This is a genomic window from Thalassotalea nanhaiensis (assembly GCF_031583575.1).
Classification (GTDB): Bacteria; Pseudomonadota; Gammaproteobacteria; order Enterobacterales; family Alteromonadaceae; genus Thalassotalea_A; species Thalassotalea_A nanhaiensis.
Map to the genome: position 1 here is coordinate 352,139 of NZ_CP134146.1, position 12,475 is coordinate 364,613.

14 protein-coding genes are annotated in these 12,475 nt (G+C 38.9%); 6 read left to right on the plus strand and 8 right to left on the minus strand.

Annotation, left to right across the window (positions count from 1 at the left end; all coding sequences use genetic code 11):
* Positions 1–142 precede the first annotated feature (142 nt).
* The gene (locus tag RI845_RS01665; RefSeq protein ID WP_348388027.1) at positions 143–553 is read right to left on the minus strand and encodes an acyl-CoA thioesterase; all 411 of its coding nucleotides are present in this window, start codon (positions 551–553) and stop codon (positions 143–145) included.
* Between the two features lie 191 nt (positions 554–744).
* On the opposite strand from RI845_RS01665, the gene RI845_RS01670 reads away from it, so the two are divergent.
* Positions 745–882 (plus strand): hypothetical protein, encoded by a 138-nt coding sequence (locus RI845_RS01670; protein WP_348388028.1) that lies wholly within the window; start codon positions 745–747, stop codon positions 880–882.
* Between the two features lie 7 nt (positions 883–889).
* Here the strand turns inward: RI845_RS01670 and RI845_RS01675 are convergent, their stop codons facing one another.
* Positions 890–1,810 (minus strand): LysR family transcriptional regulator, encoded by a 921-nt coding sequence (locus RI845_RS01675; protein WP_348388029.1) that lies wholly within the window; start codon positions 1,808–1,810, stop codon positions 890–892.
* A 97-nt stretch (positions 1,811–1,907) separates the two neighbouring features.
* Between RI845_RS01675 and RI845_RS01680 the strand changes: the two genes are divergently transcribed.
* The gene (locus RI845_RS01680) at positions 1,908–3,365 is read left to right on the plus strand and encodes an NAD-dependent succinate-semialdehyde dehydrogenase (RefSeq protein ID WP_348388030.1); all 1,458 of its coding nucleotides are present in this window, start codon (positions 1,908–1,910) and stop codon (positions 3,363–3,365) included.
* A gap of 62 nt (positions 3,366–3,427) precedes the next feature.
* Positions 3,428–4,708, plus strand: coding sequence for a 4-aminobutyrate--2-oxoglutarate transaminase (gabT, locus tag RI845_RS01685; RefSeq protein WP_348388031.1), 1,281 nt, complete (start codon positions 3,428–3,430; stop codon positions 4,706–4,708).
* 64 nt (positions 4,709–4,772) lie between these two features.
* Here gabT and RI845_RS01690 read toward each other — a convergent pair whose 3' ends face one another.
* Entirely contained in the window at positions 4,773–5,438 is a 666-nt protein-coding gene (locus RI845_RS01690; RefSeq protein ID WP_348388032.1) for a TorF family putative porin, read from the minus strand.
* A gap of 296 nt (positions 5,439–5,734) precedes the next feature.
* Between RI845_RS01690 and rpe the strand changes: the two genes are divergently transcribed.
* Together rpe and trpS are read left to right on the plus strand one after the other, a co-directional pair.
* Positions 5,735–6,406 carry a ribulose-phosphate 3-epimerase gene (rpe, locus tag RI845_RS01695; protein ID WP_348388033.1) on the plus strand — a complete coding sequence of 224 codons (672 nt, stop codon included), beginning with the start codon at positions 5,735–5,737 and terminating at the stop codon, positions 6,404–6,406.
* A 23-nt stretch (positions 6,407–6,429) separates the two neighbouring features.
* Positions 6,430–7,434 (plus strand): tryptophan--tRNA ligase, encoded by a 1,005-nt coding sequence (gene trpS / locus RI845_RS01700; protein ID WP_348388034.1) that lies wholly within the window; start codon positions 6,430–6,432, stop codon positions 7,432–7,434.
* 105 nt (positions 7,435–7,539) lie between these two features.
* Here trpS and RI845_RS01705 read toward each other — a convergent pair whose 3' ends face one another.
* The 5 genes from RI845_RS01705 to bioH all read right to left on the minus strand — a co-directional run bounded on the left by RI845_RS01705 (position 7,540) and on the right by bioH (position 11,610).
* Entirely contained in the window at positions 7,540–7,935 is a 396-nt protein-coding gene (locus RI845_RS01705; protein ID WP_348388035.1) for a VanZ family protein, read from the minus strand.
* 101 nt (positions 7,936–8,036) lie between these two features.
* A complete protein-coding gene (locus tag RI845_RS01710; protein WP_348388036.1) occupies positions 8,037–8,366 on the minus strand; it encodes a DUF4144 family protein in 330 nt (109 codons plus the stop codon).
* A 2-nt stretch (positions 8,367–8,368) separates the two neighbouring features.
* Entirely contained in the window at positions 8,369–9,490 is a 1,122-nt protein-coding gene (locus RI845_RS01715; RefSeq protein WP_348388037.1) for a mechanosensitive ion channel family protein, read from the minus strand.
* A 30-nt stretch (positions 9,491–9,520) separates the two neighbouring features.
* Complete coding sequence (locus RI845_RS01720; protein ID WP_348388038.1) at positions 9,521–10,801, minus strand: NADH:flavin oxidoreductase/NADH oxidase family protein; 1,281 nt, start codon at positions 10,799–10,801, stop codon at positions 9,521–9,523.
* Between the two features lie 20 nt (positions 10,802–10,821).
* Positions 10,822–11,610, minus strand: coding sequence for a pimeloyl-ACP methyl ester esterase BioH (bioH, locus tag RI845_RS01725; RefSeq protein WP_348388039.1), 789 nt, complete (start codon positions 11,608–11,610; stop codon positions 10,822–10,824).
* Between the two features lie 63 nt (positions 11,611–11,673).
* Here bioH and RI845_RS01730 point away from each other — a divergent pair, with 63 nt between their 5' ends.
* Complete coding sequence (locus RI845_RS01730) at positions 11,674–12,462, plus strand: ComF family protein (protein WP_348388040.1); 789 nt, start codon at positions 11,674–11,676, stop codon at positions 12,460–12,462.
* The last annotated feature ends 13 nt before the right edge of the window (positions 12,463–12,475 follow it).

Below are 12,475 nucleotides of genomic sequence, written 5' to 3' on the forward strand. Positions count from 1 at the left end.
GGAATTTGTTGGTTATCTACCCCTAAAGGGTGGTTGATATAATTTACAGGATGAAGTAATGGGCGCTAAAATAAGTCTATAATATACATGTTTGCTGATCAAAAATGCCGATGTAGTTCGGCATTTTATAGAGGTGAATTAACTATTCAGCAGTTGCTAGTAAAAAATGAACATGCAACTTTTGTTTAAATTCGGGGGTAATTGGTTGTGGTTTCTTCAGGGTATAATCGTAATGCACCATAATCGCAGTACCGGAAACATGCTTAACATTATTTTGCCAGGCTTCTTGGTATATATCTAAAGACGTATTACCAATACGCTTTACAAACGTTTTAATTTCTACGTCGTTACCAAATTTCAGTGGCACATGAAAATCGATGCTCATATTCGCCAAGATCAAGTTCCACTGGGTTAGGTTTAACGTAGCGTCTGGATTAAATAACTTGAAAATAGGATTACGCGCAGCTTCAAACCACTGTGGAAATACTGTGTTGTTGATGTGCCCTAAAGCATCGGTTTCACCAACCCTTGGTTTAATTATCTCGTAAAACATTAATGATTCCCTGCGATTTTAAAGTGGATAGTTCTGAATTTTATTAGGTTACACCGATTAAATTTAATGTTCAATAAATGAAGTTGCTTATAAGTTTGGTGACATTAAAACATTAGGTTGATATGTTTATATCTTACAGGTTGTTAATTTAGTGTTAGATTTATTTTGATGTCATTATTAAGGTGCATGTCATGAATAAAAAAGAAAATGAATTACAGTATGCCAATGAAGAAGAGACACAAGAGAGCTCGTTAATCTATGGCATTGAAGATGAGCAAGAAGGTATTGATAATGACCAGAGCAACAGCTATGTGCTTGGATATAACTAACCTTTAGCTAAGTGAAAGATTTCAATAACGCTTGTTTAAGTAAATTTACCTTATTTACTTCTCTAGGTACTTTTTTGTGTACCATAGATAATTTGAACTGGTAAGTTCGAGTACTGGGTTGTATCAATCTGATTTGACCCTGATTTAATTCTTCCTGAATATAACTCTGTGACATAAAACCAATATAATGCCCTGATAAAATCATCGCTTTGCGCGTATCAAATTGATAAGCCTTTGCATTAAGGTTAAGTTTTTGCAGCTGCTTACGACCAGAATCATCAATGTCTATTCCCGGATGAATTGCGGCTACTTCAGCTAAATCCGAGTCACTAATTTTATTATCAACTTTATTAAAAAATGGATGTTCTTTACCGCAACATAAATAAATCGGCTCGCTGTAAATTGGTGTGTAATTAAGCCCTTCAATTTGTTGGTAGCCAGGAAATAAACCAATATGTGCCTTATCTTTTAATAAAGACTTTTCAATATTAGAAATTGAATCGCCATCTAACACAATATGTAAATTTGGCGCATTATCATGAATTTGACGAATAACCTGGGCTAGCTTTTGTTGGCGTTTAGTGTCCAATTGATCGGCACAAAGGATAACAATTTCACCACTCAACTCTTTACCAAGCGTACCTACATAAAGAGAGAAGTCATTTAAGGAATCAAATAAACTGATCACTGCTCGATAAACTTCCTGGCCTTCTTCGGTAAGCGAAAAGCCGCCCCTGCCACGTAAACAAAGTTTTAATTTCATTCGTGCTTCAAGGTTCGACATATGCACACTGATGGTTGAGCGGGTAATACCAAGTGCCACTTCTGCAGCGGCAAAGCCACCATGCTCAACAACAGAAACAAATATACGTAATAAGCGTAAATCGTATTCTGCTATTGGTTTTGGGATTATTGATGTGTTACTCAATGTTTTGCCTGAGTCAAACTTAAGGTTGAATGTTTAGTATTTAACATCAATTCAAAATGTTATTCAATAGATAAAACAATTTGCGTTGGAGAGAAACATGCAGCAGTTACAAGACAAGCATTTACTTAAACCCTTTTCATACATCAATGGCAGCTGGCATAGCAGCGAATCGTCATTCTCAGTGACTAACCCGGCCACCGGTGAAGAAGTTGCCAATGTAAGTGATGCGGGCGTTGCTGAAACTGAACTTGCCGTTAGTGCAGCCAAAAATGCATTAAAATCTTGGTCAGCAAAATCTGCCAATGAAAGAGCTACGTTAATGCGTAACTGGTTCAATCTTATGATGCAGCACCAAGATGACTTAGGCCGAATTCTAACCTTGGAACAAGGTAAACCGTTAGCTGAAGCTAAGGGTGAGATTGCCTACGGAGCAGCCTTTATCGAATGGTTTGCTGAAGAAGGTAAGCGAGTTTATGGTGATACAATCCCAGGTCCATCTGGTGATAAACGTATTGTTGTGATCAAACAACCTGTGGGCGTTGTTGCATCGATAACGCCATGGAACTTTCCAAATGCAATGATAGCCCGAAAAGCCGCTGCGGCATTAGCTGCGGGATGTACTTTTGTAGTACGCCCAGCAACACAAACGCCACTGTCAGCATTAGCGATGGCCGAACTGGCTGAAAGAGCAGGGATCCCTGCTGGTGTGTTTAATGTCGTTGTTGGTATGGATTCTCGAGGTATTGGTAAAGTATTAACCCAACATCCTGATATTGCCAAATTCACTTTTACGGGGTCTACCCCAGTTGGAAAAACGTTAATTGCACAATGTGCAACGACCGTTAAAAAAGTATCGATGGAACTCGGCGGTAATGCACCTTTTATTGTGTTTGACGACGCAGATATAGATGCTGCTGTACAAGGTGCGATGGCCTCTAAATATCGTAATGCCGGTCAAACATGCGTATGTACTAATCGTATTTTTGTACAGCAAGGTGTGTTGAACGAATTTACAGAAAAATTCAGTCAAGCTGTAGCCGCGCTTCAGATAGGTAATGGCTTAGAGCAAGGCGTAACGATTGGTCCAATGATTTCATCTTCGGCGGTTGCTGATGTTGATAAGTTAGTGACTGCATCGATTGCAGCCGGCGCAACACTGGTAACTGGTGGGGAAGGGCATCATCTTGGTGAAAATTATTATCAACCAACCATTTTAGCGAACGTAACCAGTGATATGCCGATTGCCAGTAATGAAATTTTTGGCCCTGTTTCACCAATTATTGCTTTTACTGATGAAAGTGAAGCACTGGCCATGGCTAATGATACAGAGTATGGCTTAGCGGCGTATTTTTACACTCGTGATATTGGTCGTGTTTGGCGCGTTGCTGAAGGGCTAGAGTTTGGCATGGTAGGCATTAATGAAGGCATTATTTCTAATGCAGCAGCGCCTTTTGGCGGTGTTAAACAATCTGGAAATGGCCGTGAAGGTTCTAAATACGGCTTAGATGACTATATGGAAATTAAGTATTTATGTATGGGTGGCTTAGACAAATAAGTTAACCGCAAATAGATCGTTAAATAGCAAATTTGAAACAAAAAAGTTTAATAGGTAAGAATATGAATAATCAACAATTACAAGATAGAAAGACTAAAGTAATTGCCCGTGGTCAAGGCAACATGTATCCAGTGTATGTTGAACGTGCTGAGAATTCAGAAGTTTGGGATGTTGAAGGTAAACGCTATATTGATTTTGGCACAGGCATTGCTGTTTGTAATACGGGTCATAGTCATCCTAAAGTTGTAGCTGCAGTAAAGGCGCAAATTGATAAATTCAGCCATACCTGTGTAATGGTAAATCCATATGAAGTTGCTGTTGAACTTGCTGAAAAACTAACGGCTATCGCACCTGGCGAGTCAGAGAAAAAAGCAATATTTGTTTCTACCGGTGCTGAAGCTGTTGAGAACTGTGTGAAGATCGCTCGGGCACATACTGGGCGCCGTGGTGTTATTGCGTTCAATGGTGGCTTTCATGGTCGAACTAATTTAACGATGGCCTTAACCGGGAAAATATTGCCTTATAAGAATTTATTTGGCCCGTTTCCAGGTGATATTTTTCATGCGCCATTCCCAATTGATTGCCATGATGTTTCAGTTAAAGCGTCATTAAAAGCGTTGGAAAACTTATTTAAAGTAGACATCGCTGCCACTGATGTTGCCGCAATTATTGTAGAGCCAGTGCAGGGTGAAGGTGGTTTTTATGCCGCTCCTCCGGAGTTTTTACAAGCGTTACGTAACATTTGTGATCAACACGGCATTGTTTTAATTGCTGATGAGATTCAAACCGGCTTTGGCCGTACGGGTAAAATGTTCAGTTTTGAACACGCAGGTGTAGAGGCTGATTTGATGACTATGGCTAAAGGTATCGCTGGCGGTTTTCCTATTGCTGCGGTTGTTGGTAAAAGTGAAGTTATGGACGCACCTTTACCAGGTGGTTTAGGTGGTACTTACGGTGGTTCGCCGGTTGCTTGTGCGGCAGCATTAGCGGTTTTAGATGTAATTGAAGAAGAAAATTTAGTAAGTCGCTCAGTAGAAGTTGGAACTTTATTCAATCAACGCTTAACTTACTTACAAGCAAAGTTTCCTAACTTGATTGGTGAGGTTAGAAACCAAGGTTCTATGATTGCTATTGAATTAATTAAAGAAGGGGATTTTGAACAACCAAACCCAGAGCTTACGCAGGCGATTATTGCTAAAGCAGCTGAAAATGGCTTAATTCTTCTTGCTTGTGGGTTTTACGGTAACGTTATTCGTTTCTTGCCGGCATTAACCATTAGTGATGAGCTTGCAAATGAAGGCTTAGATAAGTTTGCTGAATTGTTCACTTCTGTAGCTTCATAACGAGAAAAAGATACTGTAGGCTAATGCTTACAGTATCTTTCAATACTAGCTCTGTCTAAGTAGATTAGAAAGATTTACTGATACTAAATACTAATGATTCTTCATCGTCTGCAAAATCTTCTTCTACGTTTAACTCTTCAGAGTTAACAATTACTGCAACACCAAGATCAAAACCAGATACTTCAGCGCCGTAACCTAATTCAACATAATCACCTTCAAAATCTTGACCCCAAGTGCCAACCGTTGCATAAAATCCTTCATACTCAACTGTCGCAGAGATAAAGTCATAATCAGCTTCTTCTATACCTAAATCATCATCTTCTTCGTGAGTACCAACGTTGTATGATAACGAGAACATGCTATAGCTTACGCCAAGGTTTACTTCATTGTATGCAGAATCAAAATCACCAGTATATTGGTAAGAAGTGAAACCAGCACTTAAACCTAAACCACCATCAAGTTCAAAACCGTATGCGCCGTAAAAATCAATTTCAAGGCCGTCTTCAACGTCTGCCGCCCAAGTACCTACAGAAAAATTGCCCTTTTCATAGTCTAAACCAGCACTTGCTGATGCTGTACTTGTTTGTGCGATTCCACGGAAAAAGTATTGTGATACTACACCGGCGTTGCCGCTTAATCCTTCGATTTCAAATGCTGTTGCTGTTGTTGATACTGAAGCGCCAAGTGTCATTGCTGCTAATAATAGCGAAGTAGTAAATGCTTTTTTCATTTTAGATCCCTAATTTAATTTTATTTTTAATAGTTTTTAAAGTAACTGTTAATAAAGTTTGCAAGGACGGTGCCTGATTGAAATAAAATGTTAAAAACAGCTGTAGAGTGCTGTTTTTCAAGGTTTATAAATACATTGGGGATAATTAATTTTCTATCAATAATTGCAATTGCTCGAAAGTGGTGCGCATTGTGCACTTTTTATGCACAAATAATATTGAATATTTACGCAATGTTACTTCAACTTAAGCGCATCATTAGGTAAAGTACGCCTATTCGAAATATAAGGTTATATGCATGTCTTCTTATTTAATTGCACCATCCATTTTATCAGCCGATTTTGCTCGTTTGGGAGATGATGTTGCTAAAGTTTTAGCCGCCGGTGCTGATGTTGTCCACTTTGATGTTATGGATAACCACTTTGTGCCTAATTTAACGTTTGGTCCTATGGTGTGTAAATCATTAAGAGACTACGGTATCACTGCACCAATTGATGTGCATTTAATGGTTAAGCCAGTTGATAGTTTAATACCTGAATTTGCAAAAGCAGGGGCAGATATTATTACCTTCCATCCGGAAGCGAGTGATCATGTAGACCGTACATTGCAACTTATTAAAGATCATGGTTGTAAAGCTGGTTTAGTATTAAACCCGGCCACACCTCTGCAAGTATTGGACTTTGTTATGGATAAACTGGACGTTATTTTATTAATGTCAGTTAATCCAGGTTTTGGCGGTCAATCATTTATCCCGTCAACACTGGACAAGTTAAAGCTTGTTAAAGAAAAAATTAACGCCAGTGGACGCGATATACGTTTGCAAATTGACGGTGGCGTAAAAGTAGATAATATTGCAGAGATTGCTGCAGCTGGTGCTGATATGTTTGTTGCCGGCTCTGCCATTTTCTCAAACAACGATTACAAAGCGGTAATCGACCAAATGCGCGCTAACCTTGCGCAAGTAGATTAACAGTTTAAGTTTTAAGGATATACATGTCTAAGCCAGTTGTATTAAGTGGTTGTCAGCCATCAGGTGATTTAACTATTGGTAACTATTTAGGTGCTCTGAAACAGTGGGTGAACATGCAAGATGACCATGACTGTTATTACATGTTGGTTGATCAGCATGCGATAACTGTTAGGCCTGATCCACAAGCATTGCGCAAAGCAACTCTTGATGGTTTAGCGTTATATTTAGCATGTGGTATTGACCCAAGTAAAAGCACGATTTTTATACAGTCGCATGTGCCGGAACACTCGCAATTAAGCTGGGTATTAAATAGTTATACACAAATGGGTGAGCTTAATCGCATGACCCAATACAAAGATAAATCACAAAAATCAGAAGCTAATATGAACAGTGGTTTGTTTACTTACCCGGTATTAATGGCGGCAGATATTTTATTATACCAAGCAGACCGTGTACCTGTAGGCGATGATCAAAAACAACATCTTGAACTTGCTCGAGATATTGCTACTCGTTTTAACAATATTCATGGTGATATTTTTAAAGTGCCAGAGCCATTTATTCCTAAATTTGGTGCAAGGGTAATGAGCTTACAAGAGCCGACTAAGAAAATGTCAAAGTCAGATGATAACCCGAAAAACTTTGTTGGCTTGTTGGAAGATCCTAAGAAGATTTTAAAGAAAATCAAAGCGGCAAAAACTGATTCTGATGAGCAAGCACGTATCTATTTTGATGTTGCTGAAAAGCCGGGTGTTTCTAACTTATTATCATTACTATCTTGTGCGACTGGTCAATCGGTAGAAAACCTGGTTCCTCAATATGAAGACAAGATGTATGGTCACTTAAAAGTAGATGTGGCAGAAGCCGTTGTTGCTATGCTAGAGCCGATCCAAGCCAAGTATCATCAGTACCGGGAAGATCAAACGTTCCTTGATAAAGTGATGCGTGAAGGTGCAGAAAAAGCGTCTGCGAAGGCCAGTAAAGTAATTACTTCAGTTTATGATGCAGTAGGCTTTATTCCTCGCCCATAAATTTTAAACCCATAAAAGGGGTCAGCGATATTTACCAAGCCAATGGTAAATATCGCTGACCCTTTTTTTATAACTGTAATAAGTTCAGGAAACAGCTCGGTTGTGTTAAGAGCTGATGATTAAACGTTGATTGTAACGATTACTTTGCTTGCCCAAGTAAATTGAAAGCAGGGTAAATAGGGTAATGCCGGTAAAGTTTGCTGCCATATCAGCAAAGCTGAATGTACGGGTAGCAATGAATATTTGGCTGAATTCTTCAGTGGTACTAAATAATAGTACTAATACGGTACCGTATTGATTCATTTTATTTGCGGTGAAATAACGAAACTTAAATGCATAGTTGGCAAATAACGTTAAGCTGCCATACATACAAAAATGGCCAATTTTATCGCCGTAAGGCAGTGAATTTTTAATATCCATAACAATACTTTGCTGGCCAGTATTAGCCATAAATAATACAACACATAAAAATGTAAAAAATAGCGCAGCGATTAGTTTCATCTAATTGGATACCTGAGAAAATTGGTGATTGTATTGTAGGGATTTGAAAAAAGAATACTGTGTTTGTTTGTTAGTAACTTGTTAATGCTTTGTTATGTTGATTAGTCAATTAAATCCTTAACAAGTTCAACAGCTTGCTTTATTGACTGGCAATTAATTTTTTCGATACAGCATTGCCCTGACATGGAAGCATGTGCCTTCACCAGTTCGATCACATTTTCAACGCTGGCGATGGCAAGGTAATCGTCACTGTTAATGTTTTTCTGTATCACCGGCAGTGAGAAAACTTTACCGGTAGAGTCAATTAACACGTCTCGTTCTGTAAAGATATAAAGTAACATTTCTTCATCACTTTGCCATTCGCTAAACGAGCTTATATAAATAAGCTCGTCTTCACCATCATGTTTTATAAAGGCAGGCCAAGTGATCATAATTACCCGTTGTTTTCACTTTCTGGTTTTATTGCCGTGGGCTCTGAAGTTCTTCCAGGAAATTCTTTAATATAAAGGTCTTGCTTGGCATAAGGGATTTCAATGTTATGTTCGGCAAACTTTCTATAAATAGAACTATTGAGTTGATGAATAATACGACCTCTAAATGCCGGTTCACTGATCCAACCCATTAATTCAAAATCTAAACTTGAGCCACCAAACATTCTAAACCGAACAACAGGCAATGGGTAAGAGCAGATATCTGCATCTTCTTTAGCCACTTCCATTAAAATTTTCTCAACTAAATCGATATCACTGCCATACGCGGCTCCAACTTTCGCTCTGATTCGATACTTAGTACTTGGGCCGCCGGACTCGTTAATAACTTTAGTGTTACCCATTACAGAATTAGGTACGGTCACTTCAATATTATCGCGAGTTAAAATACGCGTGCTACGTAAACCAATATTGGTTACCTCACCTCGCTCGCCCGTTTCTAACACAATATAATCGCCAATTTTATATGGCGCATCGGCCATAATAAATACCCCTGAAAATAGATTAGCTAGAGTGTCTTTTGCGGCAAAACCGACTGCGATACCGACGATACCGGCAGAAGCAAGCCAGGCGGACATATCGATATCCCAAGAGGAGAAAATGTAAAATACCGACAGTATAACGATTAATATTAAGGCTAAATTTTCAAATAACGGCAGCGTTTGGTTATGTAAAACTTGGAAGTGTTTTTCATTGGCGGCCATATTTCGCAAAACTACTTTGGTGATCCTAAGCAGGAACATGGTCCATAAAATCAGCAAAATGGTGTATAAAACTGGAAACATTATTGAAGTAATTGCTTCTGGCAGTTTTATAATACTGGTGGCTACGGATAAACCGATCACCAAAATTGAATAGAATAAAGGTTTATGAAGTAAATCGACCAGTTGGTCATCTAATTCAGCATTGGTTTTTGCAGTGTAATTTTTTACCCAGGCGATAATCACTTTATCAAGTATCCAGGCAAAAATGAGAGAAATAAGAATAATAACAGAAGCTTGTATAGTTGGGTCGTCACCTATATAGCTTAAGTACTTCATCAGTTCTTGCTTCCAAGTTGCTTCCATTAGTCGCTCCTTTCTCTCAATTTATTAAAATTAACTGTTATTACGACGTGCTTTATTACGGCGTAAACTTAAACAAGTATCATTAAACAAGTGCTGCCAAAATAATGTAAATACTTTTAACGATGTATCTACTGGTTTGTTATTGGCTAAACGAATTATTTGTTGGTAGTAAAAACTTACTTGGCCAACGGTATTCATCGACTTGATGAACGCGATAGGGCTGTTATTACCCCAAAATCCATCACCTATTTTTAACGTAGTTTCAAAGTCATCAATGCTATCTATGCGTTGCTCTATTAATAATTGCGACACATTGGGTTGCGTACATAGTGGTCTTGCTAAACCAACCATGTCAATTTCACCACTGGCTATTGCTTGTTCCATTACTGCACGAGAGCGAAATCCACCGGTGATCATTAACGGTACATTAGCTGAGGCTTTGATTGCTTGTGCATATTCAAGAAAATAGGCTTCACGGCGGCGAGTACTTTCTCTAACTTCTGTTGCTTCAACACCCATCAAACTTAGCTGTTCATAGGTACCACCAGATATTTCGAGTAAATCGATACTGTCTTCACTTAACCAAGCTGCAACTTGCACACAGTCTTCTAAGCTAAAGCCACCTTTTTGAAAGTCGGCTGAATTTAATTTTACCGCTACCGGAAAGTCATCACCTACAGCTTTACGCACCGCTTGTACTATTGATCGAGCAAAGCGAGCTCGGTTTTCAAGGCTACCACCCCATTTATCGGTTCTTTGATTGGTTTTTGGTGATAAAAATTGGCTGATCAAATAGCCATGAGCACAGTGTATTTGTACGCCGGTAAAACCTGCTTCTTTAGCTAAACTTGCGGTATTAGCAAAGCGTTGAATAATATCTTCAATTTCTAACTGGGTTAACGCGCGTGGTTTAGAAAAAGAGCCCAACATTTTTAACTGCACATCAGAAGGAGATAACGGTTGGCTGTTTACCAGCCTAGGACACTGACGGCCCGGATGGCTGATTTGCATCCATAAATGGTTACCATCAACGGTGCCGGCTTTCGCCCATTCTTTGAATTTATCCAAGGCTGAATCATCTTCTAAAACAACGTTACCAGCGCGTTCTAAATAGCGATGATCAATCATTACATTTCCAGTTAGATGAACACCTGTGCCACCTTGTGACCAAGTTTTGTAAAGTTGATTATGTTGCTTGGTTGGCCGATCAAAGGTGTCAGCCAAACCTTCTGTCATCGCGCTTTTACCAAGGCGATTATTAATAATAGTGCCGCAGGGTAATGTTAAGGGGTGGGCAAGTGGTGAAGTCATTATTGTGCTTATTGTAATTGTTAATTTTTCTCTATATTACCAGTTATCCAATCAGTTAACACCGTAAAAAATTCATCGCTGTGTGAGATGAATGGCGCATGTGATGCTCGATGAAACGTATAGCTGTCACTGTTAGGTAATAGTTTATCCATTTGTTCGATCATCGCTTTCGGTACTAAGGAGTCTAATCGTCCATACATGCGCAATACCGGTAACGTTAACGCTTGTATTTTTGCGCGTAAATCAACGGTTTCTAATAAGGATAAGGAGGCGTCCAAGGTTGCCGTATTTGGCTCTGGGTAAGCATTTATTAATGCTTTTATTTGCTTTATATCATTACGTACATGCTCTGAGCCCATCGCTTGAATTTTTAGAAATCCTTCAATAGTTTTATGAGCATCAACGCTTAATTGCTGATGAAACGCCAATAATAATTCTGCTTTAATTCCCGGCCAGTTCGCTTGCTCAATGAAATAAGGAGAGCTGGTGACACTGACTAGGGCATGAGCTTTTTCTGGATGGTGCAAGGCTATGTTAGTAGCAACCAATCCACCCAGAGACCAGCCAATGATAATGGCTGGTTGGTTAATACAATCAGCAACCATTGCGGTTATATTTTCCAGTGAGTAATCATCTAAGAGTACATCGGAATTTTGGCCAAAGCCGGGCAAGTCGATTGTTGTTACTTGATAATGAGTACTCAATTTTTCCACCATGGGTGAAAAAATAGCACCGTTAAGCCCCCAGCCATGAAGAAAAACCAGCGGAAAACCACTACCTTGGGTGTTAAATTTCAATTGTTCTGCCATGCTTAATTATCACTACTTTCTTTTACATCATAAGTAGTTAATTTTAAGCAAAGGATGGCTTTAATGGAAATGAACAACGCAAAAATATCTGCTTTTCTGCAAAAAAGTTACTGTAGCACTGCTCATTTAATTAAAAATATTGTCGCACAGTTCTATTGCTGTGATTTATGCAAACAGCCCAGTGATAAATATTCATTGTTGTGCAGTACTTGTTACCAAGATATTAGCCGTTTTAATTTAGCGAGAGTGAATGGAAATTTATTAAACCATCCTAAAATTAGTAAACATTTACCCTGCATCCACTTTCAGCAATTAATAGCTCTAGCACCTTATTGCTGGCCTTATACTCGTTGGGTGAGTGAGTTGAAATATCAACATCGCTTCGAACTTGCTCCCTTATTGGCGAAAATGCTGGTACAGCATATAAAGCAAGCTAATCTTTGTGACGAGCTGCCTAAACTGCTTATTTCGGTGCCTATACATTATCAACGATTGAAAGTAAGGCAATTTAATCAAGCAGCGTTGATAGCCAAGCATACTGCAAAAGAACTTGGCTGTATCTATGATGAAACTACGATTATTCGCCAGTGTAAAACTGACTCGCAGGTTGGGCAAAGCGGTGCTAATCGAAGGCGTAACTTAAAAGGGGCATTTGCGATAGATAAACCAAAAATACTCCCTGCACATGTCGGCATCGTTGATGATGTAGTGACAACTGGAGCAACAGTAAGTGAAATAAGCAAATTATTGACTCAACACGGCGTTAAAAAAATTACCGTGTTGAGTGTTTGTTTAACTATACCCGTCCCACCTCAAGATGCTGGATTTCAGTGGGAGTTAAAAGCAATTTAGGCAAGGCATTAAG